A 25225-nucleotide genomic window follows, 5' to 3' on the forward strand; every position below is an offset into this window, starting at 1 on the left:
AATATTTACGAAAGATATAATAAGAAAACCAACCTATTGTTCGGATTTCAGGATTGCAAGGGAGAGATAGGAAATGCTAGCAGACCAGCAATTTTTAAGGATACCTGGGCCGAGTCCCATTCCACCAAGTGTACAGCTTGCAATGGGGAAACCAATGATCGGTCACCGTGACCAAGAGGCAAAATCGCTAATCAAACAGCTGAAACCCCGTCTTAACCCCATCTTTGGTACAAAAGAAGATGTACTCATCCTTACTGGAAGTGGTACTGCAGCACTTGAAATGGCTGTAGTCAATTCCGTAGAACCCGGTGATGAAGTGTTAGTTCTCGTTTCTGGATCGTTTGGTGATCGCTTCACTAAGATTTGTCAGGCATATGGCATACATGTACACCGCCTTGATACAAAATGGGGAGAAGCAATTAACCCTAAGGATGTTAAGACATACATACAGGCACATCCTAATTTGAAAGGAGTATTTGCTACCTATTGTGAGACTTCTACAGGTGTTCTCAATCCGGTTAAGGAGCTTGCTGCAGTCGTACGAAATCATTCAGATGCGCTAATAATTGTAGATGGTGTATCCTGCGTTGGTGCTGTACCCGTGGAGATGGATAATTGGGGAATCGACATTTTAGTTACAGGGTCCCAAAAAGCTTTTATGCTTCCAGCCGGATTAGCCTTTATAGCGGCAAGTGAACGTGCATGGAATCGCATAGAAGAAAATAATACACCTCGCTTTTACCTTGATCTCAAGCGATACCGTGACAATATAAAAAACGACACGACTCCCTTTACACCAGCACTGTCCCTTTTATTTGGCCTCGAGCAAGTTTTGCGGCTATTAGAAACGGAGGGATTAGAAAATGTTTTTGCAAGACATAGGCTAATGATGCAAATGACTCGTTCGGCATTTAAGGCCCATCATATTGAGTTGCTCACCCCTGATGAGGCAGCATCCCCAACCGTAACAGCAGTGAAGCCGACTGATTTTAAAGCAGAAGCATTTAGAAAGATATTAAACGAAGAATTTAAGGTAAGCATTGCAGGTGGACAGCATCAACTCAAAGGGGAAATATTCCGCATCGGCCATATGGGCTATTGTTCCCCTGCAGATGTCCTGCAAACAATTAGTCTAATCGAGATAGCACTTATTCGAATTGGGAAAACAGTTGAGCTTGGTAAGGGGATAGAAGCTGCTCAGAAAACATATTTAGCCTAAAGAAACCTGGAGGTGCTAACATGGCGTTTAATGTATTAATCTCAGACCCCCTCAGTGAAGAAGGGATACAAGTGCTTAACCAGCAGGATGGTATCCACTATGAGCTAGCAACAGACCTGACACCAGAAGCACTATTGAAGAAAATCAGCAAGGTAGATGCATTATTGGTAAGGAGTCAAACACAAGTGACCCGCAAGCTGATAGAAGCAGCAGAAAACCTTAAGATTATTGGCCGTGCAGGAGTTGGTGTGGATAACATTGATTTAAATGCAGCAACAGAACGAGGAATCATTGTTGTCAACGCACCGAATGGCAACACAAATTCAGCAGCAGAGCACACGATGGCAATGCTGATGGCTCTTTCGCGAAAAATCCCACAAGCATACTACTCGCTTAAACACCAGCAATGGGACCGAAAAAAATATGTTGGGGTTGAATTAAAAAACAAAACTCTAGGGATTATTGGCTTAGGTAGAATTGGTGCGGAGGTAGCCTATCGGGCAAAGGGCCAGCGTATGAATATAATGGCTTATGATCCTTTTCTAACAAAAGAAAAAGCAGATCACCTCGGAATAGGGTACGGAACCGTACAGGATGTATTAAAAGAAGCTGACTTTATTACCTTGCATACCCCCCTCCTAAAAGAAACAAAGCACTTATTAAACGAGGAGGCATTTGAACAAATGAAACCAGGGGTTCAAATCATCAATTGTGCACGAGGTGGAATTATTGATGAAGCTGCACTTTATGAAGCTATCGTAAGTGGAAAAGTAGCCGGTGCTGCACTTGATGTATTTGAAGAAGAGCCTTTTCATGACAATAAACTATTGGAACTCTCAGAAGTTTTTGCTACCCCACATCTTGGTGCAAGTACTGTAGAAGCACAAGAGAATGTTGCCGTGGATGTTTGCCAGGATGTCATTCGCTTTCTAACAGGGGGTATTGTGCAAAATCCGGTTAACCTGCCATCTGTCCCAAAAGAAGTGCTAAATCAAATAGAACCATATTTCAACCTAGCAGAAAATCTAGGTACCTTTCTCATACATCTAGCACGCGAAGTTATCGAAGAAGTAAATATCTATTATTCTGGTGAATTGGCTGGTGTTGAGACGGCTCCTATTACCCGGAATACCATAAAAGGACTTCTGACAAGACATCTTGGAGAACATGTTAATGACGTTAACGCTTTATATTTAGCAGAAAAACGCGGGATTCGGATACATGAAAATAAAACATCGACAACAAAAGGGTTTACAAATTTGCTCACCGTAGAGATCGTTACAAAATCTGAAAAGCGTCGGGTTGCCGGTACGCTTTTAAATGGGCTTGGCCCCCGCATTGTGATGGTAGATGACTATAGTGTAGATGTTACACCAAAAGGCCACATCCTGATTATCCATCATCGTGACATTCCTGGTGTAATCGGGAAGATGGGCTCCTTGCTTGCCCAATATAATATTAATATCGCTACAATGCAGGTTGACCGTGCTGATGTTGGTGGAGATGCAGTCATGATGCTAACAGTCGACAAGCATCTTGAAACGAAAGAGTTGGAAGCCTTAAAACAATTAGATGAAATTTACCAAGCGACAGCTATTGACCTTTAAATAGACACTAAAACAGACGCAAAAGATAAATCCGAAAGATTGGCCTTTGAAAAACCGCTTCAGAAATATACTCCGCTTTCCATGGGTGGCTGGTGAGCCTCCGGATGCTCCGCATTCCGGGGTCTCGCCTAGGCCTTCCTCCCATAGGAGTCTCCGTATATTTCTTACGCTTATTCTAGCTATCATCCGTCTTTTGAATAAACCTTTTTTTATGTTCAGGCCTCTTCAGATACTTTTGTCCCATATTCTTCCTTATTTTTTACTAAGCCTCTTTTTTTCCTTCAAGTTGTTTAATTAATGGGGCTAGTTCCCCTAAATCCGTGATTTCGAATGAGGGTTGTACGTTTGTTGGCTTCTTGCCATGATGGTTAATCCAAATAGATTGAATGCCCGCTCTAGATGCACCTAGAATATCTGTTTTTAAATTATCTCCTACCATTACTACTTCTTCTCGAACCACTGACAATAAATCCAATGCATGTTCAAAAATAGCTTGATCTGGTTTCCCCTTTCCAAAAGCACCCGAAACGACAATATGGTCAAAATACCGTTTTAGCTCTGGTGTAAGGGATAGCTTTTTATGTTGAAGGTCAGGAGAACCATTCGTCAATAACAACAAGGAATAATGAGGATTAAGCTTGTCTAGAACTTCAAAGGTTTGCTCAAACACAAAAGCATTCGCTATACGCGCCTCAGGGAAAGCCTCTGCAAGCTTTGAGCCAAACGCAGTATCTTTCACCCCAAACGCTTCCAACGCTTTTGTCCAAACCTTCTGCTGATAACCTGGTGCCAACTCTCTTAATTTGGCAAACTCTTCCCCTTCATCTTGAAATTGGGCCCATAACCCTTCAAATGGATTAATACCAATCATTTGAGTGAAGGAATATGTATCATAGGTTGCGTATTGCCTTTTTGCAATCTCTCGGACTTTTTCCTCAAAATCGTCTGCCTGGATGCCATACTGCTCTTCAGCCAGCTGGCAGGTTGTCTCAAAAGCCACCTTGACACTTTTTTCATCCCAAAGCAATGTATCATCCAAATCAAACAGTATCGCTTTTAACACCCAATCACTCCTTTTCTCTCTACATAGACTACTTAAATTATACAACAAAAACATAAGCCAGAAAAAACTGACAATTTAGGGTTGCGTTTATCCTGAATATGGCTTATTATTGAAATTAAAATTTTCACCACAAGGGGATAGTGACATGGAAGAATGGACAGTCGAAGTACATCATAGCAAAACAAAGAAAAATAAGCCGAAAACAGATCAATTAGAGTTTGGAAGACTCTTCACAGATCACATGTTTATCATGGATTATTCAGAACCAGTTGGTTGGCATGATCCACGTATTGTGCCATATGAGCCATTAACAATTGATCCTTCAGCAATGACCTTTCATTATGGGCAATCTGTATTTGAAGGCTTAAAAGCCTACTACACGCCAGAGGGAGATATTCAGCTTTTTCGGCCTGACAAGAATTTACAACGGCTAAACCGTTCCAATGACCGTCTCTGCATCCCACCAATTGATGAAGCATTTGTGTTAGATGCTATTAAGCAACTCGTGTTTCTTGATCGAGAATGGATTCCAACATCAGATGGAACATCTCTTTACATCAGACCATTTATCATTTCAACAGAACCGTTTATCGGGGTAGCTCCCTCTCATCAATACAAACTAATTGTTATTCTTTCACCAGTTGGCGCGTATTACAAAGAAGGCATAAACCCTGTTAAAATCGCTGTGGAAAACCAATATGTGCGTGCAGTAAAAGGAGGCACAGGTGAGGCGAAGACCGGTGGTAATTATGCAGCTAGCCTGAAAGCACAGGAACTTTGTGCGCAAAAGGGATTCACACAGGTGCTTTGGCTTGATGGTGTGGAGAAAAAGTATATTGAAGAAGTTGGAAGCATGAATGTATTCTTTAAGGTGAATGGAGAAGTCATTACCCCTGAATTGAACGGAAGTATCCTTGAAGGTGTTACGCGAAATTCTGTAATCCAATTATTAAAGCATTGGGATATCCCAGTAATTGAGAAGAAAATTTCTCTTGATGAACTACATGAGGCATATGTGAACGGCACATTAGAGGAAGCCTTTGGTACAGGAACAGCAGCAGTAATCTCACCAATTGGCCAGCTTAGCTGGGATGATAAAGATCTCTTTATCAACGGCGGAAAAACAGGCAAAGTTGCAAAATCACTTTATGAAACGTTAACAGGTATTCAATATGGCCGTGAACACGATCCTTTCGGCTGGGTCGAAAAAGTTAACGAAACAAGTGCAGTAAAATAATAACTTTAAAAGGCTGGTACAGATTAGTTTCTATATCAGCCTTTTTTATTATAGCGCTATTTCGGTTGATGCATAGCATAGGAAGCGCCTTTCGTTGATTGCGACACAAGTTTAATTGAAAAGCTCTATGATTTGGTTGATTCACCCACAGACTAAAAGTTGCACTTCATAAAAGCTATGACTTAATGTCAACAACCTTCCCCGGATTAAAGAGCCCCTTCGGATCAATTGTTGCCTTGATTGCCTGCATTACATCAAGTGCTCCACCATGCTCTTGACGTTGATATTTTTGTTTGCCGATTCCTACGCCATGCTCCCCAGTACACGTTCCGCCTCTTGTAAGTGCATATTGAACAATACGTTCATTTACTACATTCGCCTTTTTTATATCTTCTGGATTCTCTGTATCTACCATTAGAAGAATGTGATAGTTTCCATCACCTACATGTCCGACAATTCCACCTAATAACCCTGATGAATCAACTGCATCTCTAGCATCCTTTATCGCGCCTGCTAATTCGGATATAGGTAGACAAACATCTGTAACCATCTGCTTTTTCCCAGGGTTACCGTGAAGATATGCATAGGCTGCATTATGCCTTGCTTCCCAAAGTCGGTTTCTGCCTGCTGTGTCTGACTCAAATGCAAACTCTCTACAATTACAATCTTCTATAATTTCCTTCGTAAAAACAACATCCTGTTCTAAACCGGCTTCATTTCCATGAAACTCAAAAAACAAGGTTGGTACTTCTTTGTAGTCCGTATCACTAAATGCATTGATTTGCCGCATTGATTGTTCATCTACCAATTCGACTCTCGCTACAGGGATACCTGCCTGCAGCACATTAATTACTGCCTCCACTGCATGATCAATTGTATCAAATGCCGCTCTACCCGCCATATTATGTTCAGGTATCCCATGTACTTTTAATGTAAGTTCAGTAAAGCAGCCTAATGTGCCCTCTGAACCAACAAATAACCCATTTAAATGATAGCCAGAAGATGATTTTGCAGCCAAATTTCCTGTATGAATAACGTTCCCATTAGGAAGGACGACTTCTAAGTTACGTACATTATCACGCATAATCCCATACTTCACAGAAGTTGTGCCACTTGCATTGGTTGCTGCCATGCCTCCGAGCGTTGCATCCGCCCCAGGATCAACAGGGAAAAACAACCCATATTTACGCAACTCTTTTTCCAATTGTGTCCTTGTCACGCCAGGCTGTATTTTCACAAGAAAGTCCTCTGGTCGCACTTCAATTATTTTATTCATCAATGTAAAATCAATCATGATCCCACCATTATGTGGAATCATACTACCTTCTAAACTAGTCCCAAGGCCATAAGAAACAACAGGAACTTCCCATTCGTCGGCCAATTTAACAATTTGGCTCACTTCCTCTGTATTCTCTGGATAAAGAACTACATCAGGTAAATGAGGCGTATGATACGACTCATCCGAACTGTGTTGTTGCAAAATTGTTTCGTTTGTTGAAACTCTTTCAGTAGGAATTATCTCCTTAAGCGCTTCCAAAAACCCCATTTTCCCATCACTCCTATAAACATAAACTTAATAATCGAATAATTGTTACTATTCCTCAGTGTACCATAATCCAACCGAAATGAAAAAAGCCCCCACAAGGAGACTTTACTCATTTCGGTATACAACACGTGTCTTGCAAATCATATCATGTAATGCTTTCTTCTCTTCATTCCACCCTGCCATCATAAATCCAATCCCTAGTGGTAAAGCAGAAATGAAATAACACAGGTATCTTCCAATGGACTTTAGCATACTTATCTGCGTGCCATCAACATTCACTACTTTTATTTTACACGTTAACTTCCCGGGGGAGCCCATAAATTTACTTCCAGTAAAAATAATGATAAAAATAATACCATATAAAAAATTAGCTATAGACTGTGAAGTTGTCTCGTCAGTGCTACTCCAAGAACTCCAGAATGTATCGTCACCTATCAGAAAAGCAATTACTGTTGCAAGTAAAAGTATAAGCATACCATCAATAAAATCAGCTAGAAATCTTATCCAGAAACCCGCTGGCTTATTAGAAATCATCCTACCACTCCCTATTAAAAATCTAATTATAATATTACCTTATTTCTAAAGCCTTCTTTAAAGAAGTAAGTTCTTCCTCTGTTAGTGTCACGCCTTTCCCCATCTTTTCTTTGTCTGGAGACCAATCTCTTATGTCATATTTAGGGTCCCTTCCGTTCCAACTAATTAGATTTAATTCCTTCGTCCAACCCTTTGGGGATTCGGATAAGACGGCAATTGTTTCCATTATTTCAAATTTCAATTCTGCCATTTTGTTGCACCCTTTCTATATTGGTAAACATCAACTATGTTTACTTCCATCCCTTTATGTACTTACTTGTAGTCTAATTCGGCATTTAGTAGTGATTATAATCCTAACACAGAAAGTCTCTCCAAGAACACTGTAAGGGTATCCATTAGGCTATTATCTCGCTTTGCCGAACAGGAACAATTGTTCTATAATTATAGAAAACGAATACGGAGGTGTTTGTGGTGAGACCCAACCTCACTAAAGATCTTAGTTTAGTAAACTTTCAAGCATACTATTGGTTAAAGGAAGAATTACAGTCTTTCTGTAGAGAAAACGGAATAAGTTCTTCTGGTTCCAAATTAGAAATCTCCAATAGAATTGAAATATTTCTTCAAACAGGAGAGATAAGTAAACCCATTAGGAAAACAGAGGCTGTTAAAAAGAAAATACATCAAGTAAATTTAAGCCCCGATACAGTAATTTCAGCAGACCACCGTTGTAGTCAGGATGTAAGAGCATTTTTTAAGACAGTAATCCCGAAATTCCATTTTTCTACCTATATACAAAACTATTTAAAAAACAATGTCGGTAAAACATATCGCGATGTAATAAACGCTTGGTACGAGGAAGAAGAACGAAAGAAAAACCCTTTGTACAAAAAAGAAATTGCACCTCAATTCGAATACAATCTATTTATTCGGGACTTTTTTGCTGATCCGAAAAATCAAGGCAAAGGGCGAGAAAAGGCCATTGAAGCTTGGAATGTAATTAAAAAATTACCTGGAAGTAATAAATATAATCCCATTGATTAGTCCATACAACAATACGTCATTCTACATTTCCTAAAGAATTAGTATAACAATGTAATCGAAGCTTATTTATCCCTTAAAGGACTTTTATATTTACATAAAGGGAAAACTACTACTTAAAAACGAAAGTAGTAGTTTTCCCTTTAATCTAGAGGAAGAATTTCATACATAACTGGCTACAAAATGAAACGCCAAAACTCGATATTTTGGCAAAGCATATTAGACCAAGTTATCTTTATCCTCTTTTTTAATTGTGCTCCTCTTTCTTTTTACTACTAACCAAACTACCAGTGCAATAACCCCTAGCGGAATAAGGATTGGCAGATTCCCTGCTATGAAAACAAACAATCCAGATAGCACCGCTAAAATCGTATTAATGCTTTTTAAAAATTGCTGTTTGGTTCTTTCCCATGTATTTAGTTCATCCTCACTCATGCCCGTGATGTTAACATTATTTTCTTCTATGTCGATTTGTACTGTAGCAAGGTCAGCTTTGTTTCGCAAATAATTCATCCTACCTGTCACCTGTTCAATTTCTTCTTGTACTTTGGCTAAATCGCTAGAAATGGTGAGTAAGTCCTCTGTTTTTTCCGCTTTTTCCATAAAGGATAAAAGGCGTTCTTCTACAACACGCTTCGATTTTAAGCGTGATTCTAAATCAACGTATTCTTCTGTTACATCCTGACCTGAGACATTGCTTTCAAGCAGCTTTCCAGCTCCTTCCTCCACAAGCTGAATAAACTCCTGAAATCGTTCTTGTGGAATGCGTGCTGTAATATGGCCACTAGTTGAACTTTCTTCCGACGAACCATAAGTGGAGGAATCTACAATATACCCATTAAAGTCAGCCACTTGGGACTCTATTTCATCTACAGCTTGTTGATATTCTTTTACTTCTAGCCTTAAATTAGCTGTATAAATGATCTTCCTTTCTTCTACCTCTACTTCTTTCGTTTCAACTTCCGTTGACTCATTGTTTTCTGTCTCAGAAGATTCGGTACCCTGTTTTCCTGCTTCATCCATCGATTCCTCTACAGAATCCATTGCAAAATCTTCACTTGATTCCCCAATATTTTCTTGCTCATTACTACACGCTGTTAAAAACACCATTACCCCTAGCAAAAACCAAATCGCCTTCTTCACTCCTTAATCCCCCATTCCAATAAGTATGCTTTTCTACTTAGTCGGAATCACAAGAAAAAGGTTACAACTATGTTACAAAAAGATTGAGCACTACAGCCACAGTATAAAAAAGACCAACCTAAATGCATTCAAAAAAACTTTCTATTACATGTCACAATTTCAATATAATTTCTGCATGCGCAAATTTTCCTTCAAACGTTAGGAAATGTGCCCCTTTTGTAATTGGTAAGCCGTGTTGGAAGTTGGGTCCATCATAGACAAAAGTATGAAACTCTCCATTCTCTCCACAAGGATCTACATGTACTGGTAGGTCTTCTAGAAATTGATGGTTGAACATTCGTCCCGCCATATTTGCTGGCAATACTTCTGTATCAACAGTTGTCACGATAGTCTTAAACCCATCCTCAATAAATTGCCCTGCAACACTTGCTGTGTCTTCCTCCCACAAGGGAAAGATCCCCCTCATCCCGTGCTGCTTAAGAAGCCGCTCTCGATATAACTTTACATCCTCAAGAAATAGATCAGCATAGGCAATTGCCCTTATCCCCTTACTAATGAACTTTTCAAACTGCTCTCCCATAATCCTCTCATACGCTTTATTTGTCACACTGTCTGGCATCCCTATTCCATATAGTGGGAGGTTTAAGGAAGAAGCTTGGGCATAAAGCATTTCCTTTAACACTTCATGTATTGCAAGTCTGCCACTTTTCTCAGAATAAGTGGACAACAATCCTACCACTCGAAAATCAGACGACTGCTGTAATGTATGTAAAGCAATTGCGCTGTCCTTTCCGCCACTCCAAGAAACAATAACATCCTGTACAATCCGTTCCTTGCCTTTTCTCATTAGGAAACCTTCGTACCATTTGGGAGCGTTTCATCAGGACGCAGTAAGACGACATCTCCATCTTCTGGTACTCCACCTAAAACTAGAACCTCCGATTTATAACCGGCAACCCGCATTGGTGGAAAATTAACCACTGCCGTTACCTGTCGACCTACAAGTTCTTTCGGGTCATAACGTTTTGTTATTTGTGCGGAGGATTGTTTTATGCCAAGCTCACCAAAGTCTACTTCCAATTTAATCGCCGGCTTCCGTGCTTCCGCGAAAGCTTCTGCTTTTACAACCGTTCCAATCCTTACATCTAATTTAATGAAATCATCTATTGTTGCCATCAATAAAACCTCCTAAAATTATTCTCCCTATCTACTTCTAGAAATCATTGGCAAATTCCTACCTCAGCGCACATTCAAACTGTTACTTCATATCATACAATGATTGCGTACCACATTTAAAAGTAAGCCTAAATTCCTAATGAAGAGAAAAGCTGACATCTAATTACCTGTTTTTTGAATTCTTTGTTAGATATTCTTACACGTTAAATGACATTTTTAGAGATCTAGCCTAATCTTGGTATATCCTACTTAATTAACTTTAATCTGAGTAGTCGCTATTATGAGTTTAACAGTCATGTAGGACGAATCATTCTAGTCATGGAGGTGTCAAACAATGCTCATGAAAAATCAGCTACGTGAGGCTGTTGAAGAAGTGAAGCAGTATTACATCCAAAAACTAGTAGAAATAGATGCATTTAAAAATAAGAAAAAAGCTCCCTCAGCACACACACTAAGCGAACTAGAAAAAATGTATAAGTATTACCAGCGATAAACGTACGAGACGCTACCTATTTAAGGTAGTTTCTCGTACATTTTACGCTATGGCCGTATAGTATTGTCTTATGTAAGTTTTCCTAACACACTTAACTTAAAAGCAGTAGAAAAACCAATTGAATCATGTATACTATGAAACAGGGGAGGTTGATACCTTGGCTTCTTATAAAGACAAAAAGGTAATCACCATCGGGATTGTAAATGAATTAACCGGATTATCTGAGCGTAAAATTCGCTATTACGAGGAGCGGGGCCTGATTTTCCCTGATAGAACAAAGCGGGGAACAAGGAAATATTCCTTTGCTGATATAGAACTCCTCATGAAAATTGCCGACAAACGCGAGGAAGGTGTACAAACAAGTGAAATAAAAAAAGACATGATGCGTGAAAAAAGAAAAAAAGACTTGCGGGAAGAAATGCTTCGCGGTCAAATAAATGCCCATTTCAACCGGCAAAAATGACCTCACACTCTCTCCGCAAGTAGTTTTTGTTTACACCTTTCGTGGACACATACTTGCCACGAGGCTTTCAGCATATAACCTACATATGTCCTTCTTACTAGCTTAGTAAAAATGTAATACGTTAGCTTCCTATTTTGATTTTCTTCCCTTCTCCTTCAGGTCGAGATCCTTTAAGGAAAAAGGATAGAACAAGTCCGATAATCGCTGTTATCCCTGCCACGACAAAGGATACATTCACTCCATGAATCATGCCACTAACACCTTGCTCAGGCAATGCTGCAGTGGTCATCACTGTAACAAGTAATGCAGTCCCAACCGCACCAGACACTTGTCTCATTGTATTGTTCATCGCAGTGCCATGCGGAATCAAGTTTGAAGGAAGCTGATTTAAGCCAGCAGTTGTTACAGGCATCATTACCATGGCAACCCCAATCATCCTAAATACATTGACAACAGACAGATACAAGAAAGTAGTCTGTGCATCCAAGTTTGTAAACATAAAGGTCGTAATAACAAGGATGGTTAGACCAATAATTGCGAGCCATCTTGCACCAAATTTATCAAAAACACGACCAGTTATGGGGTTCATGATCCCCATTAGTAACGCACCTGGTAATAGCATAAGACCAGATTCAAAAGCGGTAAATCCTAGCATCGTCTGCATTAGTAATGGTAAAATTACTGCTCCACCGATCATGGCAACAAATACAACCATGCCCAGAATCGTTGTGAGAGTGAAAATTTTATATTTGAAGATACGGAACTCTAGAATAGGCTTCTCTAGCTTTAACTGTCTTCGAATAAACCAAACTAAGGCCACTGCTCCGACAATCATCGATACGACAACCTGCATACTTCCCCAACCGCTATTACCGGCAGTACTAAATCCAAATAGCAGTCCACCAAAGCCAAGTGTTGAGAGGATGATGGATAATATATCTAATTTAGGGAAAGTCTGTTTCGTAATGTTTTTTAGAATAAAGTATGCAACGATAATATCAACTATCACAATTGGTAAGATAACATAAAACAGGCTTCTCCAAGGGAAGTGTTCTACAAGCCATCCGGATAGTGTTGGACCAATTGCAGGAGCAAATGCAATAATTAGACCAAACATACCCATGGCAGCTCCCCGTTTTTCAAGCGGAAAAATCAGAAACAATATGGTCTGCATTAAAGGCATAATTATTCCTGCGCCAGCAGCCTGTGCAACTCTCCCTACCATCAAAAAACCGAAATTTGGAGCAACAGCGCAAATGACTGTACCTAATGCAAATACTCCCATCGCTGTAAGAAATAATCCTCTTGTTGTAAAACGTTCAATTAAAAATGCTGTAATAGGGATCATTATACCGTTTACAAGCATAAAAATAGATTGTAGCCACTGTACTGTGTTTGCATTTAGTTCTAAATCTTCCATAATGTGCGGAAGTGCCGTAGCAAGTAATGTTTGATTTAAAATAGCTACAAATGCTCCCGATATCAGCACTATCAACAAAGGTACTTTATTAAAAGATTCCCCAGGCGGCTGATTTGTTCCTTCGTTTACCATAAGCTATTCCTTCTTTCTATATTATATCTCCTAAAAGGCTTCTATCCACTTTCCTACAGCTGTAAACGCGCGAATTGTTTACAGAAAACGAGAAATACAACATGACACATGTTAACACAGCCTTGGGATAAGAAAAAACATTATGTTTACGATTGTGAAATTTTGGTTATATACACTTTATACTAGCATAAAATGTGAAGTCGGCTATAAAGTGAAACTTCAATCAATGGGGGCTCTTCCCCATTGATTGTTAGTTGAACGAATCGGGGTGTTAGCGTCCGCTTACTCCCACTAAAAACTAACGGTTTCACTTCATGTTTTGAAGTGGGAGTCTTACGGACGGTTGCTCCGGGATAAATAGTGCGATTTATCCTATAAAACAACAAAGATTGGAGCAATAAAAATGAAGAAACGTTTAGCATTTGTAAGAATTGGAGCCTTTTTTGTATTGGTCTCCATCATCGTAACCAACATCTAAGAAGACCATAGGGTGCTTGCTTCGAACTCCCTGCACCTTTTGGTTAGCTATTACCTATACTAATAACCTGTAAAGCTCCTTGTTCTAAACAAGGAGCTTTGCAGTTTTAATGATGGTACATGTCTGGGTTATCACCAAATGGGAAAAGCTTGCGTTCCTTAGCCACTGCAGCATGGTCGGAAATAATCTCCTGAAGCAACTGCTCTGAGGTTTTATCTTTCACATCTAAATTTAGTTGCGACGCTGTATCATAAATTTTTTGTTCTCTTATTTCGTTCTTGAGTTCATGCGTGTCCTTATTCTCCGTTTCAATTCCTAATTCTGTTGCTTCATTTTTGACCGATTGAGAAAAAACTGCTTTCTTCAGCTCTTTTATTTCTTTCCCTTCTGTTTCAATCCCTAGTTTTTCTGCTTTTTTCAGCAGCATTTCTTTATATACTTCTTTTGCAAGTTCCTTTGCTTCTTTTCCGTCCGTCTCAATATTTAATTCTTTTGCTTTATCCATAACCTTTTGGTGGTGTATTTCATTTTTTAGCTCTTTTATTCCTTTTCCTTCTATACTAATACCCATCTCTTCAGCCATGGTTGAGATTCTCTTCTCAAAGACCTCTTTTGCAAGCTCCTTAAGCTCTTTTCCCTCTGTTTCTATACCAAGCTCTTTCGCTTCAATTAATATTAGCGGCTTGTATTTTTCTAGGCTTTCCTTATCGTGATGATCCTTCTTTACCTCCATATTCCACGCTTCACTGTCGTGGTACGAAGCAGAAGCTGGAGCAGCTAACCAAGTTAGCGCTACCATAACAGCAACTGTAATTAGAGCAAATAATCTTTTTCTCATCTGTATCCATCCTCATCTTATTTTGGAGTCAAAACCTTAAAAATAGTGTTCCCACTCTAAGTAAAATAATGAATGAAAGACATAATTTCCGATTATAGTTTAACGCTTTTACCTTATTTATAAATGCTTGAATACAAACTCGATTAGAGTATTCATTTTAATCGACTTAAGCTTATTTTAACTGAAACATTTCTTATACAATCAACGTATTAAGGTTAGCTAGTATGAAGTAATGGAGCGTACTACAGTTCTCGCCTCTACAGGCGAAAGGAGAAAAAACATGAAAAAGCTTGTGGTTATACCCATATTGGCAGTATGTATCATACTTTCTGGTTGTTCTTTTCTAGAAGAGACCAATGATTCAATTAATTATGTGTCAGAAGCGACAGATTATATAAACGATTTAAGTAGCTTTGTAGAAGAATCTACTTCACTTGAAGGAGAAGAACTTGCTAACCGAGTGCAAACACTCCAAACAACCATTGAAGATTTTATACGTGTAGAAGCCCCCGGGTTTTCCGAAGACATTCATCAAGAGCTGAAAAATAAAAGTGAAACGCTGCTAACTGCTACAAACGAGCTCTTAAATAATGGCGAGGTTGCAATTGAACAGCTTCAAGATTCCCACGTTTATCAAACAATCGAGAATATTACCGGATTGATGAATCAAATAGAAAACCTGGGCCTGTAAATCATTTACCACTTCTAAAAAAGGAAGTGGTTTTTTTATACTACTTAATGCTTATTTTCCCCCAAGAACATTATGAATCTGGCTTTTCACCATTGTATTTCGGAAAACATGGGAGTATAATGATTTCACAATAGAAGGGAGCAAAAAATAATGAGAAAGATTGTAAGGGGAATTACTAAATTCTTCGTAGCTAACCTGACTGTTGCTTTCGCTATGATGCTTTTGCCTGTGTTTTTAATTACAGATAATGTGGAAGCATTTGAAGCGATCATGGATTACTTATTCAACAACAAAAGTTAAAAATAGAAAACTCGCATTCGCTTGTTAGCGAATGTGCAAGCTTTTCTTATTCCTAGGAAATCATCTTAAACTTCGCTGAATCTTAACCATAACTAAGATTTTCCACACCTTCCTAACGTGGGATAAAAGCGCAGGACTTCAATGAATAATTTTGAAAGAAGTCCCGCACTTCATTTTTTAAAAGAATTCCATATGCGATTTCTCCTCTCTGTAATAATCCATCCGGTCTTCCAAAGTGCCTGTATGAAACTCAAATTTATGTCCATCAGGGTCTGCAAAATAAATAGATTTCTTATCACGTTCGTCTCTTTGTCTACCTGATAGAATATTCACCTTTAACTCCCTCAGACGATTATAAAGAACTTCGTATTCCTCATCCTCTATTGTAAAAGCTATATGTGTGTATGATTGCTGAATTTCACTACGAGGTATATCTTCTACATTTAATGCCACCCATAATCCATCTAAATCAAAATACGCTGTGCTTCTTCCCTTCACGAGTAATGTAGCATCAAAAACTTTTTCGTAAAATGAGATCGATCTTTCTAGGTTTGATACAGAAAAAAGCAAATGATTTATTTTACCTAACTTCATCCAAAATTCCTCCTCTACTGTATAACTTTAAACTCACCGCTCATATAGTTAATCAACCGTCATTTCCCTGACTAGTCTATCGTTTGCCCAATGTATGTACAAGTCAAACTTTTCCCTTCCTTTACTATTATTGTAATATCCATCTAACCAAGCTTCCCTAAATCTTTTTACTAGAGCATGTTCTATACCGAGATATTGTCTCGCTTCCTCTGCACTTAAAATAGAATATGTTCGGGCAAGATCATATCGATAGTCGCCTGATGAAGCATTCATCCAATCAAGCACTCCTGTTATTTTACTATTTTCCGCAAGTACATTTAATGGATGGTAGTCCATGTGTAAAAAACAGTTCTTCGTCTCATTGACTGAGCGTGCTTTTTCGTAGAGTTTCTTTTCTCTTTCTGATTTTGGATAAAGCCACTCTGATTTCCCCATTTCAGATGGCATAACATCGTGCAACCGATGCTGCATTCTTCCAAAATCCATTCCAAGTTCTGTAGCATTTTCCGGGTACTCCAAAAGTTCTTCTAATACTGTTCTCCCTCTCCCCCAATCCATCACCATGACAGCGTATTTCTCCACTTCCGTTACCTGATGTACGAATGGTACAGGGATGCCGTTCTTGTGCGCAATATTAATTAAGTGCTCTTCCTGTTTGAACTGATCTACTCTTTCAAGTGGAAGTATACGAACAGCATAACGCTTTTCACTCATGTTTCTAACTTTATAAACAATACTGTCTCTTCCACCTGTTATTCTTTGGTAATCTAAAATGGTGCCGATGTTTAATTGCTCCAGAATTTTTTCCAAGCTTTTGTCACCTTCCATCCTATATTAATACTTCATTCAATACGCCCCCTACAATTTCCTTCCTGTTAGAAAAACTCGCATTTGCTCGTCCTTTAGCCAATGTGAAAGTTTTTCTTATACTTGGACCTTCAAAATTTTCACTGCGTTGGCTTTACTTCCTTGCTGAAATTTTATACTTTCCTAACGTGCAAAAAAAAGAAGCTGGCTTTTCGCCAGCTATCCCACTTCATTTATTACCTTTTGTATGACTTGCCTTTTCGTTTATTCATATATTTTCTTACCATCGGATAAATAATCGGTCCGTACTTAACAAGCTTGCGAATTAAAGCTTTCATATACAGCCTCCATTATGAAGTATTATATCCTTTATAATTCCTTCTTTCGAAAAAACCTAAACCAAACAAAAAGCTCCAAGCAAAAGAATAATGTCGAATCAAGCAGGTCAACCACCTCTTTTTATAATCAGAGTACAACTCATAATGTCCACTTTAAGCACTTACATTGTAGTATTTTTGTAAAAAACATTTTTTCTTATTGATTTATTTGAACTACCGGTATAAACTATATAAATATTATCTAAGAGGAAAGAAGGAATCATGATTGGAAATAAACAAACTTCATGAAAAACCACCTTATGGAATGATTGCTATATTGTTCATTGGTGCTTTTGTGTCCATATTAAATGAGACATTGCTGAATGTTGCACTCCCTTCTATAATGGAAGAATTCGAAGTGAAAGCGACTGCCGTTCAATGGTTGTCTACTGGTTACATGCTGATTAACGGAATACTAATTCCAGCAAGTGCCTTTTTTATTCAGCGATTTACGAATAAAAGTTTATTTATCACAGCTATGACACTTTTCACAATTGGAACATTGACTGCAAGTCTCGCACCATCTTTCGGTGTATTACTTGCTGCCCGAATGATCCAGGCTTCTGGCTCTGCTGTAATGATGCCATTATTAATGAATGTGATGCTTACAGCGTTTCCAGTGGAAAAACGAGGAGCTGCAATGGGAACGTTTGGCCTAGTTATGATCGTAGCGCCTGCTATTGGTCCAACTTTGTCCGGATGGGTCATCGAGCATTATAGCTGGAGAACTTTATTTGATATCGTTCTACCTTTTGCAATCTTTACGCTTTTATACAGTATTTTCAAACTAAAAAACATTACTCCACAGCGGAATATCAAACTTGATATCCTGTCTATTATTCTATCAAGTCTAGGTTTTGGTGGATTACTTTACGGATTCAGTACAGCGGGAGAAAATGGATGGAACGATCCTTTGGTTTATGGCACCATAGCTATCGGCGCTATTTCCGTAATCGGTCTAATTATCCGCCAATTAAACATGGATGATCCTATGCTCGAATTTCGGATTTTCAAATACCCTATGTTTGCATTATCATCTACTATTTCTATTGTATTGGCGATCGCAATGTTTTCCGGTATGATTCTAATGCCAATATACATTCAAACCATCCGAGGCATCTCTCCGATGGATTCAGGTTTACTCATGCTTCCTGGTGCTATTTTAATGGGAATTATGTCGCCGATTACAGGTAGATTATTTGATAAATATGGAGCGCGCTTATTAGCACTGATTGGATTAACCATTACCATTGCAACAACCTATTCTTTCAGCAGACTTAGTCTGGATACTAGTTACGGAACCATCATGTTAATTTATACTGTTCGCATGTTCGGGATGTCCATGGTTATGATGCCGATTATGACAAATGGATTAAACCAGTTGCCGATGAAGGATAACCCACATGGAACTGCGATGAATAACACCTTGCAACAGGTTTCTGGTGCGATTGGCTCAGCCTTATTAATTACGGTGATGAATAATCGCACGGAAACAAAAGCAACAGAGTTAAGTGCAGCGGTCGACCCTAATGCTGTGGCCACTACACAAGCTGCTGCTGAAGTTCAAGCTGATATATTAAATCAGTCCATGCTAAGTGGAATTAATTTCAGCTTCCTAGTATCAACATTTATTGCAATTTTAGCGTTTGTATTGGCATTCTTTATTAAACGGGTGCATACTCCGACTACCAATCCAGAACAAAAAGAACCAGAAAAAGAAACAGATGGAATATTAACTCAACCTGCTGTTGCTACAGAGTCTTAAGACAGATTAAAAACTCCCTTGAGCCATACGGCCAACAGGGGAGTTTTTTTATCTACCTAACCACTCCATTGGGAATGGTAATAGTATACATAGTATTGACGCACCTAATAAAACAAACGTCATAGTCTGTGGGATCTTTTTCCGCCCCTTCCCTTGGTACCAACCCGAAAATTGAAATATGTTACGATACAATACAAAAAGCGCTAAATAGATACCTAATGCACCTATCCACTTATAGTTCTGAATTCCCTCATAAACACTGTAAATAGAATTTAATACTTCCCATATAAATCCTCCGAGCAGTATAAAAATAAAAATAATCCTTAACAATTCCAGTATTACTCGCATTAGTGCTCACTCCTTATTCGGTACATCCTTCGTCTCCAATATGACAGTCCATTAGAGTGGCGGTTAAAATAAAGACATGTTCATAGGACGTTGCCTTTTTTAAATCTTCATCAGTTTCGATGTTGACCGGAGTACTAATGGTTTCTTCATTACTTTTAACTATGGAACCAATTACAGCTTCCTTATTCAGCTCTAAACTCGTCCCCCCCAAACTCCCTGCCATACCGGACATATCTTCAATTTTCGGCAATCCCTCATCTACAGTTGAACTCGCCATTCCATTCTCTGTCATAGCCGCAGTAATCCATTTTTCTTGGCCATTAGAGGATGTGTTCAAAAATACGAACCTTGCCTCTGGCTCTTCTACATCTACGGTAGTAGCGAGATTCACAATTGAATTAACAAGCTCACCTTCTTGGTAGTAATCTACCTTTAGAAGGACCTCTTTTGCATCTTCATTGAAAATTTCTACATCATAGACAAAGGAGTTTTCACTAACCAAATCGGTTAGACTGCGTTCGTAATCTGTAAGTTCACCTTCTTCTATGTGCGCATCCTGTTTTTCTTCCTGACTTGAGCAGGCTGCAATCAAGCTAAGAAGACTTAATAAAATCATTATTTTTCTTCGTAACAATCCTTCCCCCTACTTTCCTAAACTACTAAGATATAATGCTATTTCTCTAATTTTCTGGTCGGTTCTCTCTTCAATTTGCTCATAATTGGCTATACGCGAATACAAGGTATCCCCTTGTATCAAATGGTCAGAAAGATTAAGTAAACCAACAGCACGTCGATTGTATTTACTGGCAACCGCAAAAGTCGTGGCAGTCTCCATGTCCACCCCAATAAACCCTCGATTTGACCAATCCTCCACTAGCTCTTTTGTCTCCATTAACATAGCACTTGTGGTATATATATTGCCAGTTACATAGCTATAGTTCATTTCTTCGCAATAGGCAATCGCTTCATTAACCAGCATGGGATCGGCATATACCATATCTTGTTCAGATAAATACCACCTAGAAACTCCATCCTCCATATAAGCACCTGTTACAATAAAGATGTCTCCATAGGACGCTTGCTTTGAAAGCCCTCCAAAATAGCCTGTTTGAATCATTATCTCTGTACCGAGCATAGCAAAACGATGCGCTATCATGGCAGCTTGAGGCCCTCCAAACACATTTGCAAATCCAATTCTAGTTTGATTGTAGTTTCCTGTAATAGCATTCCATGTAGGAATCCATTGTTCTTCTGCCAACAACTCTTTCCAAATTTCAATGTTCCATGCATGTTCCCATTCCCCATGCAAAATAAAGGCTGTGGGAATATTTTCATCTTTAATATGTAAAGCTTTCATCCAGTCTGCTTTTGTCATTTCTCCATATAAGGTCATATGTATATACTCCTAACTACTGTCTTTTTATTATTATTCGCTATCCTATTCATAATTTCCTTTTTTATCCCGGTGCCACCGTCCGTAAGACTCCTACTTCAAAACATGAGGTGAAACAGTGATGTTTAAGCGGGAGTAAACGGCCGTTAACACCCCGATTGGTTCAACTGACAATCAGTGGGGGAAGAATGCCCCCCCACTGATTGAGTTTCACTTTATAATATTAAGTATTGTATACTTAATTACAAATGCAAATTCTTACAGAATACGTAACAAGCACCTTTTTAGGAGGAAGAAAAATGAATACAGCTGCACAATCATATTGGAATAATTTTTGGGAATCGAAAAACCAAGTAAAACCAGAGTCCTATGAAGCTTGGCAATTTGGAGCAGATCCAGATTATTTAGCGCAACTAGTTATAGATGGCATAAAAACAGCAACCTGCTCTGGACTAATCTTCTATGAAATGGAGAACGAGCCTTTGCCAGCTGTGGAGGATTATAGTGTCATATTGAATTCAAATGACGAGCCAATGGCGATTATTAAAACAGTAAAGGTTGATATTATGCCAATGAATGAGGTTCCAGAGGAATTTGCTATTGCAGAAGGAGAAGGCGACAGAACGTACCAGTACTGGAAGGATGCACATGTGAAATTCTTTACTAATGAATTGCAACAAATGGAAATGGATTTCAAAGAGGACATGCTATTAGTTTGTGAACGATTTGAATTAATAGATGTTAACAGGTAAAAGTGCTTGGGGAGATTAGAACCCCAAGCACTTTTTAACTTCAGAATACTCATCTAATAGATTCCGCCTTAATTATCCAGGCTTATACCAAGGGATTCTGCTATGAATTTAGGTAGATCTGTATTGTCATGAAACCCTGTGAAATCCTCTGAACCTGGTCCATATACATACAATGGAATATCTACCGATGTGTGATTACTACTTGTCCACCCAATATTTGCTTTGTTACTAGTAAGTTCATTTATCTTAGCAGCAGGGTCCTTTGCCTCTTGTATTTGTTGGATTTCGCTTGCACTCCATTTCAAATCGGTATACGTTTCAAGCACCTCTTGACTGTTCGTACGCCCTTCGTTCAATTCAGAGGCCATATGGGTACCAGTTGCTTTCACCTTTTTTAAAATTTCTGGAGAAGCGTTAGATGGCGAACCATCTATCCCAGTGGTCATTCCACCTGTCTCATGGTCACCACCAATTACGACAAGTGTTTCTCCATCTTCCTCAGCAAATGCTAATGCAGCTTTTACTGCTGCCTCAAATGCTTCAACTTCGCTCATTGCCCAGCCAGCATCATTAGCATGGCCTGCCCAGTCAATCTGACTGCCTTCCACCATAAGAAAGAATCCATCTTCATCCTGCTCCAGGATTTCAACAGCTGTTTCTGTCATTTCCGCTAAACTTGGCTGCACTTTCTTATCACGAGCCAATTCGTCTGGTAACGCGCCACCTGCAAATAAACCTAGTAATTTATCATCCTGTTTTAAAGCAATATCATTTTGATTCATTAATTCCTGACGGGTCTCAATTACCTTATACCCTCTTTCCTTTGCTGCTTCCAACACATTCGTATCTTCCTGATTACCGCCCATCGTTTCAGGTAGAAAATTATTCATTCCACCGCCAAGCATGACATCCACTTCATTTGCAATCAATTGTCTCGCAATTTCTGTTTCATTGTTACGGCTTTCTACATGTGAGGCAAATGCTGCTGGGGTCGCATGCGTAATGGCAGACGTGGATACTAATCCTGTTGCCATCTCTTGTTCTTGAGAAGCTTCCAAAATGGTTTCCAATTCTTCTCCTTCAGGGTTAAGGCCAATCATTCCATTGTTCGTTTTTACTCCGGTAGCCATTGCTGTACTAGCTGCAGCTGAATCTGTAATACTGGAATTAGCAGAGTATGTGGTGTACATGCCTTTTAAATGCTTATCCCATGCAGCATCTTCCCCTTTATAAAGGCGATAATTCTTTGCATAGTCAGCATTAAAGCCATCAGGAATCATGTAAATCACATTTTCTACATCTTGTTTTCCGTTCTGTGCTTCCACCCAATCAGGCTTTCCTTTTCCTGCCCATTCCGGCTTACCCGCTTCTACCGTAGGAACAGACCCCATTCCGGAAAAAATAAGACCAGCACTCAATGCTACAACTCCAACCTTCTTAAACATGCTATCTCTCCTCTCAAATTTAACTCAGTACAAGCATAACGGAGAGATTTTAAACGAGAATGAATAGAAGGTAAATACCCAGTGAATTTTTTTAGGAGAAATGGTTCCCTGGCAATGTGCCTAGGGGACTGCATTCGCCCCCCACTCCATACTCCTAAACATTTCTATTTTATAATTTAGTAGCATAATAAGCATGCTAGAATTTGCCTATGATAGAAATAAAGAGAAACACAGTAACAACAACATACCAATCTTATTATTTAGATCAATTGGAGTTGCAACCCATTATAGTGTATACGCAGATAAATTATTTAAGGCTTGGGTCAGGCTTTCGAACAATGATCGCTGTTCCGGCCTATCCCAGTCCTCCGGAACCTCTGCCATCAACCACATCACTTCATCAAGAAATACATGTTCAAGCGCGATATTCCAATAGTTTTTTTCGACTTCCGTTAATTCCGCAAACTCTGCATACCCTTTCATAAAATGAGTCCATTGATTAGGCGTAAAAAGCTTATCAGGAGCACTATCCATTTCATTGTGAAAAAGAAACAGCACCAATGCTAAATCAAAAATTCTCGGTATCCATGTGGCATTATCTGGATCAATTAAGTAAGGAGATGGTGTATATACTAAGTTATTTGCTTTATAATCATGTGGGGTTAGGACTTTTGGTAAAGTAATTTTTTCTAGCTCCTCCTGCTGGGCAACAGCTTGACTAAGCTTCCTTTCGAGTAAAGAAAGCTTTATGTCTACATCATGTTGGCCAACATGTTCGCTAATTTGCTTCATACTTTCATCTACTTCATCCAAATTAAAATCATAGACATCATAGACACTTAATTGGTAGTCATTCTCTTTCGGTGAGAGTGCGTGTATTTTTCCAAGAAGTTTGCCAGCCTCATAGATTTCTCGGTCCTTACCAGTATATACATCTCCCTCAATAAACGGATACGCCACATAAACCTCATCCTCTATCTGTTGTGGGTTTTGCATTGTTATATCAATCGGCGTGACAACACGAACATCATTTTTCTTAAGAAAGCGTAAATAGTCCATGACCCTTCCCGCTTTTTCTAAAGGGCGCTGTGTTTTCTTAATAATGATGTCTGCTTGCCCTTCAGGGGATACTCGATACACCGGTGAAAAAGCATAGATGCTCCTTGGTTCCTCACTTGTACTAAAACCAAACTGCTTTAAAATATCCTTACCATTCATGAATTCCCTCTCCTACTCCTTGTTCGATATTCCATCAACCAGCAATCTCGGTACTCCCCTTCATGATACTCATGAGCGGACAGCTGTTTTATCTTTTTAAACCCACATTTTTCATAGCAGCGGATCGCTCGATAGTTTGTGACATGGGGATCCAAGACGACAACATTTACCTGTTTTTCCTGTTGTAAATAATCAAGCATCGACTGAACAAGCATGGTTCCAATTCCCTTTCCCCAGTAATTAGGTTCCCCTATAAACTGATCCATGCCGTATGTAACTTCATTTTCGCCATATCCTGAAAGGTTGCTCGTTCTTTCCGTGATTTCATAAAATTGAATGTAACCAATGGCTACTCCCTCATATATGACAATACACTTGCTTACTTCAGGTTCATTCTGGTAAAAATCCTCTCTCACCATACGAAGACCATATAGCTTATCCCTACCTTCATAAAACGCCAGCACTTCTGGGTTAGATAACCATTTTACAAGCTTCAGCTCATCTTTTCTCTCAATAGTTCGCACCAAAAGCTTATCTGCTTTATACACCATAACTCACCTGTATTCTTTTATATTAGATATTAAATAATCCAAACCCATTTGTTAGTAATAATAGGATTGCGAGTAGGATAAAACTTCCAAGTTCAATAAGGGTTATATAGTGAAACTTTCTACTTTTTATATATTTCCATTCCATAAAAGCTTTTACCGATTCTTGTATTACCGCTAAGCCCAATATTGCATAAATGGTTTCTTTCAAATCATCTTGGTAAATGAAGTAGACAATAATCAAAACCGAAGCCATCCTGATAAGCCAATCAAGTTTTTGATGTGTTTTATTCACATGGTCATAGGAGAAAAATTTCTTTTTTATATGAAATAACTTATTTAGATAATTCCTTAACAACACTTGTAGCACTATTACAATTGCAGTCAACAGAAGTATTTTCACCAAGAACTCTCCGAAATTAAAATCACTATACATTTCTAGCCCCCCTTGGAGAAGGATATTAGGCAACGATACTCGATGGCCAATCTACTTTTTCTTTTTATGTCCAAACAAACCTAAAGCTGCAGCAATTCCTACCGCGATTGCTATCCATGATCCAACTCCCACATCCCCCATCCTCTCCCTATGTTTATTACCTT

Annotated in this window: 28 protein-coding genes; 10 read left to right on the top strand and 18 right to left on the bottom strand. The window is 38.9% G+C overall.

Annotation, left to right across the window (positions count from 1 at the left end):
- The first annotated feature begins 73 nt into the window (after window positions 1-73).
- Window positions 74-1219 carry a pyridoxal-phosphate-dependent aminotransferase family protein gene (locus tag BN988_RS06375; RefSeq protein ID WP_036574293.1) on the top strand — a complete coding sequence of 382 codons (1146 nt, stop codon included), beginning with the start codon at window positions 74-76 and terminating at the stop codon, window positions 1217-1219.
- A 20-nt stretch (window positions 1220-1239) separates the two neighbouring features.
- On the top strand, window positions 1240-2826 hold the full coding sequence (gene serA / locus BN988_RS06380) for a phosphoglycerate dehydrogenase (protein WP_036574294.1): 1587 nt from the start codon (window positions 1240-1242) through the stop codon (window positions 2824-2826).
- Between the two features lie 262 nt (window positions 2827-3088).
- On the opposite strand, the gene BN988_RS06385 is transcribed toward serA, so the two are convergent.
- Window positions 3089-3889 (bottom strand): HAD family hydrolase, encoded by an 801-nt coding sequence (locus BN988_RS06385; RefSeq protein ID WP_036574296.1) that lies wholly within the window; start codon window positions 3887-3889, stop codon window positions 3089-3091.
- Between the two features lie 145 nt (window positions 3890-4034).
- On the opposite strand from BN988_RS06385, the gene BN988_RS06390 reads away from it, so the two are divergent.
- On the top strand, window positions 4035-5126 hold the full coding sequence (locus tag BN988_RS06390) for a branched-chain amino acid aminotransferase (protein WP_036574299.1): 1092 nt from the start codon (window positions 4035-4037) through the stop codon (window positions 5124-5126).
- 175 nt (window positions 5127-5301) lie between these two features.
- Here the strand turns inward: BN988_RS06390 and BN988_RS06395 are convergent, their stop codons facing one another.
- The 3 genes from BN988_RS06395 to BN988_RS06405 all read right to left on the bottom strand — a co-directional run bounded on the left by BN988_RS06395 (window position 5302) and on the right by BN988_RS06405 (window position 7456).
- Window positions 5302-6672, bottom strand: coding sequence for an FAD-binding oxidoreductase (locus BN988_RS06395; protein WP_036574302.1), 1371 nt, complete (start codon window positions 6670-6672; stop codon window positions 5302-5304).
- 105 nt (window positions 6673-6777) lie between these two features.
- Complete coding sequence (locus tag BN988_RS06400) at window positions 6778-7206, bottom strand: RDD family protein (protein ID WP_036574304.1); 429 nt, start codon at window positions 7204-7206, stop codon at window positions 6778-6780.
- Window positions 7207-7240: 34 nt separating this feature from the next.
- Window positions 7241-7456 (bottom strand): YdbC family protein, encoded by a 216-nt coding sequence (locus BN988_RS06405; protein ID WP_036574306.1) that lies wholly within the window; start codon window positions 7454-7456, stop codon window positions 7241-7243.
- A gap of 221 nt (window positions 7457-7677) precedes the next feature.
- Here BN988_RS06405 and BN988_RS06410 point away from each other — a divergent pair, with 221 nt between their 5' ends.
- Window positions 7678-8247 (top strand): DUF6434 domain-containing protein, encoded by a 570-nt coding sequence (locus tag BN988_RS06410; RefSeq protein WP_036574307.1) that lies wholly within the window; start codon window positions 7678-7680, stop codon window positions 8245-8247.
- Window positions 8248-8463: 216 nt separating this feature from the next.
- Here BN988_RS06410 and BN988_RS06415 read toward each other — a convergent pair whose 3' ends face one another.
- The 3 genes from BN988_RS06415 to csaA form a co-directional block, all read right to left on the bottom strand.
- Window positions 8464-9387 (bottom strand): DUF4349 domain-containing protein, encoded by a 924-nt coding sequence (locus BN988_RS06415; protein ID WP_036574309.1) that lies wholly within the window; start codon window positions 9385-9387, stop codon window positions 8464-8466.
- 151 nt (window positions 9388-9538) lie between these two features.
- Window positions 9539-10234 carry a Dph6-related ATP pyrophosphatase gene (locus BN988_RS06420; protein WP_051557715.1) on the bottom strand — a complete coding sequence of 232 codons (696 nt, stop codon included), beginning with the start codon at window positions 10232-10234 and terminating at the stop codon, window positions 9539-9541.
- Window positions 10234-10563, bottom strand: a complete 330-nt coding sequence (gene csaA / locus BN988_RS06425; RefSeq protein ID WP_036574311.1) for a chaperone CsaA — start codon at window positions 10561-10563, stop codon at window positions 10234-10236. Before csaA ends, BN988_RS06420 begins: the two co-directional genes overlap by 1 nt.
- A 334-nt stretch (window positions 10564-10897) precedes the next feature.
- Between csaA and fbpA the strand changes: the two genes are divergently transcribed.
- Window positions 10898-11056, top strand: a complete 159-nt coding sequence (gene fbpA, locus BN988_RS18610; protein ID WP_081779371.1) for a Fur-regulated basic protein FbpA — start codon at window positions 10898-10900, stop codon at window positions 11054-11056.
- Between the two features lie 157 nt (window positions 11057-11213).
- Window positions 11214-11519 carry a MerR family transcriptional regulator gene (locus BN988_RS06430; protein WP_036574313.1) on the top strand — a complete coding sequence of 102 codons (306 nt, stop codon included), beginning with the start codon at window positions 11214-11216 and terminating at the stop codon, window positions 11517-11519.
- Window positions 11520-11640: 121 nt separating this feature from the next.
- Here BN988_RS06430 and BN988_RS06435 read toward each other — a convergent pair whose 3' ends face one another.
- Window positions 11641-13071 carry an MDR family MFS transporter gene (locus tag BN988_RS06435; protein WP_036574314.1) on the bottom strand — a complete coding sequence of 477 codons (1431 nt, stop codon included), beginning with the start codon at window positions 13069-13071 and terminating at the stop codon, window positions 11641-11643.
- 584 nt (window positions 13072-13655) lie between these two features.
- Window positions 13656-14387 carry a hypothetical protein gene (locus BN988_RS06440; RefSeq protein WP_036574316.1) on the bottom strand — a complete coding sequence of 244 codons (732 nt, stop codon included), beginning with the start codon at window positions 14385-14387 and terminating at the stop codon, window positions 13656-13658.
- 280 nt (window positions 14388-14667) lie between these two features.
- Here BN988_RS06440 and BN988_RS06445 point away from each other — a divergent pair, with 280 nt between their 5' ends.
- Both BN988_RS06445 and BN988_RS18805 read left to right on the top strand, forming a co-directional pair.
- The gene (locus tag BN988_RS06445; protein ID WP_051557717.1) at window positions 14668-15078 is read left to right on the top strand and encodes a DUF6376 family protein; all 411 of its coding nucleotides are present in this window, start codon (window positions 14668-14670) and stop codon (window positions 15076-15078) included.
- Between the two features lie 150 nt (window positions 15079-15228).
- Window positions 15229-15378, top strand: coding sequence for a hypothetical protein (locus BN988_RS18805; RefSeq protein ID WP_155988267.1), 150 nt, complete (start codon window positions 15229-15231; stop codon window positions 15376-15378).
- A 177-nt stretch (window positions 15379-15555) separates the two neighbouring features.
- On the opposite strand, the gene fosB is transcribed toward BN988_RS18805, so the two are convergent.
- Complete coding sequence (fosB, locus tag BN988_RS06450) at window positions 15556-15972, bottom strand: metallothiol transferase FosB (RefSeq protein WP_036574318.1); 417 nt, start codon at window positions 15970-15972, stop codon at window positions 15556-15558.
- A 48-nt stretch (window positions 15973-16020) separates the two neighbouring features.
- A complete protein-coding gene (locus BN988_RS06455) occupies window positions 16021-16782 on the bottom strand; it encodes a phosphotransferase family protein (RefSeq protein WP_187120236.1) in 762 nt (253 codons plus the stop codon).
- 639 nt (window positions 16783-17421) lie between these two features.
- Here BN988_RS06455 and BN988_RS06460 point away from each other — a divergent pair.
- A complete protein-coding gene (locus BN988_RS06460) occupies window positions 17422-18921 on the top strand; it encodes a DHA2 family efflux MFS transporter permease subunit (RefSeq protein WP_081779415.1) in 1500 nt (499 codons plus the stop codon).
- A 48-nt stretch (window positions 18922-18969) separates the two neighbouring features.
- Here BN988_RS06460 and BN988_RS06465 read toward each other — a convergent pair whose 3' ends face one another.
- The 3 genes from BN988_RS06465 to BN988_RS06475 are packed head-to-tail and all read right to left on the bottom strand — an operon-like array spanning window position 18970 to window position 20662.
- On the bottom strand, window positions 18970-19269 hold the full coding sequence (locus BN988_RS06465; protein WP_036574322.1) for a hypothetical protein: 300 nt from the start codon (window positions 19267-19269) through the stop codon (window positions 18970-18972).
- Between the two features lie 13 nt (window positions 19270-19282).
- Window positions 19283-19903, bottom strand: a complete 621-nt coding sequence (locus tag BN988_RS06470; RefSeq protein ID WP_036574324.1) for a hypothetical protein — start codon at window positions 19901-19903, stop codon at window positions 19283-19285.
- Window positions 19904-19912: 9 nt separating this feature from the next.
- Window positions 19913-20662, bottom strand: coding sequence for a phosphorylase family protein (locus BN988_RS06475; protein WP_036574326.1), 750 nt, complete (start codon window positions 20660-20662; stop codon window positions 19913-19915).
- 299 nt (window positions 20663-20961) lie between these two features.
- On the opposite strand from BN988_RS06475, the gene BN988_RS06480 reads away from it, so the two are divergent.
- On the top strand, window positions 20962-21414 hold the full coding sequence (locus BN988_RS06480) for an ASCH domain-containing protein (RefSeq protein ID WP_036574328.1): 453 nt from the start codon (window positions 20962-20964) through the stop codon (window positions 21412-21414).
- 68 nt (window positions 21415-21482) lie between these two features.
- On the opposite strand, the gene BN988_RS06485 is transcribed toward BN988_RS06480, so the two are convergent.
- The 4 genes from BN988_RS06485 to BN988_RS06500 all read right to left on the bottom strand — a co-directional run bounded on the left by BN988_RS06485 (window position 21483) and on the right by BN988_RS06500 (window position 25061).
- Entirely contained in the window at window positions 21483-22859 is a 1377-nt protein-coding gene (locus BN988_RS06485; protein WP_036574330.1) for an alkaline phosphatase, read from the bottom strand.
- A 285-nt stretch (window positions 22860-23144) separates the two neighbouring features.
- A complete protein-coding gene (locus BN988_RS06490; protein ID WP_036574332.1) occupies window positions 23145-24077 on the bottom strand; it encodes a phosphotransferase in 933 nt (310 codons plus the stop codon).
- Window positions 24074-24628 carry a GNAT family N-acetyltransferase gene (locus BN988_RS06495; RefSeq protein ID WP_036574334.1) on the bottom strand — a complete coding sequence of 185 codons (555 nt, stop codon included), beginning with the start codon at window positions 24626-24628 and terminating at the stop codon, window positions 24074-24076. Before BN988_RS06495 ends, BN988_RS06490 begins: the two co-directional genes overlap by 4 nt.
- A 22-nt stretch (window positions 24629-24650) precedes the next feature.
- Window positions 24651-25061, bottom strand: a complete 411-nt coding sequence (locus BN988_RS06500) for a DUF4181 domain-containing protein (RefSeq protein WP_036574336.1) — start codon at window positions 25059-25061, stop codon at window positions 24651-24653.
- Window positions 25062-25225: the final 164 nt, after the last annotated feature.

This window comes from Oceanobacillus picturae, assembly GCF_000612865.1.
Lineage (GTDB): Bacteria > Bacillota > Bacilli > Bacillales > Amphibacillaceae > Oceanobacillus_B > Oceanobacillus_B jordanicus.

What these genes read in the sequence shown, in the direction of transcription:
- BN988_RS06400 (WP_036574304.1), bottom strand. Translation starts at nt 7,206, where the DNA reads ATGATTTCTAATAAGCCAGCGGGTTTCTGGATAAGATTTCTAGCTGAT.
- BN988_RS06420 (WP_051557715.1), bottom strand. Translation starts at nt 10,234, where the DNA reads ATGAGAAAAGGCAAGGAACGGATTGTACAGGATGTTATTGTTTCTTGG.
- BN988_RS06395 (WP_036574302.1), bottom strand. Translation starts at nt 6,672, where the DNA reads ATGGGGTTTTTGGAAGCGCTTAAGGAGATAATTCCTACTGAAAGAGTT.
- csaA (WP_036574311.1), bottom strand. Translation starts at nt 10,563, where the DNA reads ATGGCAACAATAGATGATTTCATTAAATTAGATGTAAGGATTGGAACG.
- BN988_RS18805 (WP_155988267.1), top strand. Translation starts at nt 15,229, where the DNA reads ATGAGAAAGATTGTAAGGGGAATTACTAAATTCTTCGTAGCTAACCTG.
- BN988_RS06445 (WP_051557717.1), top strand. Translation starts at nt 14,668, where the DNA reads ATGAAAAAGCTTGTGGTTATACCCATATTGGCAGTATGTATCATACTT.
- BN988_RS06460 (WP_081779415.1), top strand. Translation starts at nt 17,422, where the DNA reads ATGATTGCTATATTGTTCATTGGTGCTTTTGTGTCCATATTAAATGAG.
- BN988_RS06480 (WP_036574328.1), top strand. Translation starts at nt 20,962, where the DNA reads ATGAATACAGCTGCACAATCATATTGGAATAATTTTTGGGAATCGAAA.
- BN988_RS06435 (WP_036574314.1), bottom strand. Translation starts at nt 13,071, where the DNA reads ATGGTAAACGAAGGAACAAATCAGCCGCCTGGGGAATCTTTTAATAAA.
- fosB (WP_036574318.1), bottom strand. Translation starts at nt 15,972, where the DNA reads ATGAAGTTAGGTAAAATAAATCATTTGCTTTTTTCTGTATCAAACCTA.
- BN988_RS06495 (WP_036574334.1), bottom strand. Translation starts at nt 24,628, where the DNA reads ATGGTGTATAAAGCAGATAAGCTTTTGGTGCGAACTATTGAGAGAAAA.
- BN988_RS06500 (WP_036574336.1), bottom strand. Translation starts at nt 25,061, where the DNA reads ATGTATAGTGATTTTAATTTCGGAGAGTTCTTGGTGAAAATACTTCTG.
- BN988_RS06390 (WP_036574299.1), top strand. Translation starts at nt 4,035, where the DNA reads ATGGAAGAATGGACAGTCGAAGTACATCATAGCAAAACAAAGAAAAAT.
- BN988_RS06440 (WP_036574316.1), bottom strand. Translation starts at nt 14,387, where the DNA reads ATGAGAAAAAGATTATTTGCTCTAATTACAGTTGCTGTTATGGTAGCG.
- BN988_RS06405 (WP_036574306.1), bottom strand. Translation starts at nt 7,456, where the DNA reads ATGGCAGAATTGAAATTTGAAATAATGGAAACAATTGCCGTCTTATCC.
- BN988_RS06465 (WP_036574322.1), bottom strand. Translation starts at nt 19,269, where the DNA reads ATGCGAGTAATACTGGAATTGTTAAGGATTATTTTTATTTTTATACTG.
- BN988_RS06485 (WP_036574330.1), bottom strand. Translation starts at nt 22,859, where the DNA reads ATGTTTAAGAAGGTTGGAGTTGTAGCATTGAGTGCTGGTCTTATTTTT.
- serA (WP_036574294.1), top strand. Translation starts at nt 1,240, where the DNA reads ATGGCGTTTAATGTATTAATCTCAGACCCCCTCAGTGAAGAAGGGATA.
- BN988_RS06490 (WP_036574332.1), bottom strand. Translation starts at nt 24,077, where the DNA reads ATGAATGGTAAGGATATTTTAAAGCAGTTTGGTTTTAGTACAAGTGAG.
- BN988_RS06375 (WP_036574293.1), top strand. Translation starts at nt 74, where the DNA reads ATGCTAGCAGACCAGCAATTTTTAAGGATACCTGGGCCGAGTCCCATT.
- fbpA (WP_081779371.1), top strand. Translation starts at nt 10,898, where the DNA reads ATGCTCATGAAAAATCAGCTACGTGAGGCTGTTGAAGAAGTGAAGCAG.
- BN988_RS06475 (WP_036574326.1), bottom strand. Translation starts at nt 20,662, where the DNA reads ATGACCTTATATGGAGAAATGACAAAAGCAGACTGGATGAAAGCTTTA.